Genomic DNA, 283 nt, shown 5'->3' on the forward strand with positions numbered 1-283 from the left:
GCTACCTTACTTCAAGGCGAAATGGTATTCATTCAAACAGATCAAGCGCTTAAAGAAGACATTTTAGGTCAACAAAGAACAGCGAATGGTTTGGGTTGGTCTCCTACTGGTGATTGGAAAACAAAATGTGTTCAGTACCTAATTAAAGGGCGCAAACGTGATAAAGTTACAGGAGAGTTTATTGACGGTTATCGTGTAGTCGTTTATCCTAAATTGAAACCTACAGCAGAACCAACGAAAGAATCAGAAACAGATTCAGTAGACGGTGTCGACCCTATCCAAT

General features: G+C 39.9%; 1 protein-coding gene. It reads left to right on the forward strand.

Annotated elements, in window-relative coordinates:
• Positions 1-283: hypothetical protein (locus L979_RS15670; RefSeq protein ID WP_197052192.1), on the forward strand; the 283-nt coding region annotated here is incomplete at both ends.

Source organism: Kocuria sp. ZOR0020, assembly GCF_000800955.1.
Classification (GTDB): Bacteria; Actinomycetota; Actinomycetes; order Actinomycetales; family Micrococcaceae; genus Kocuria; species Kocuria subflava.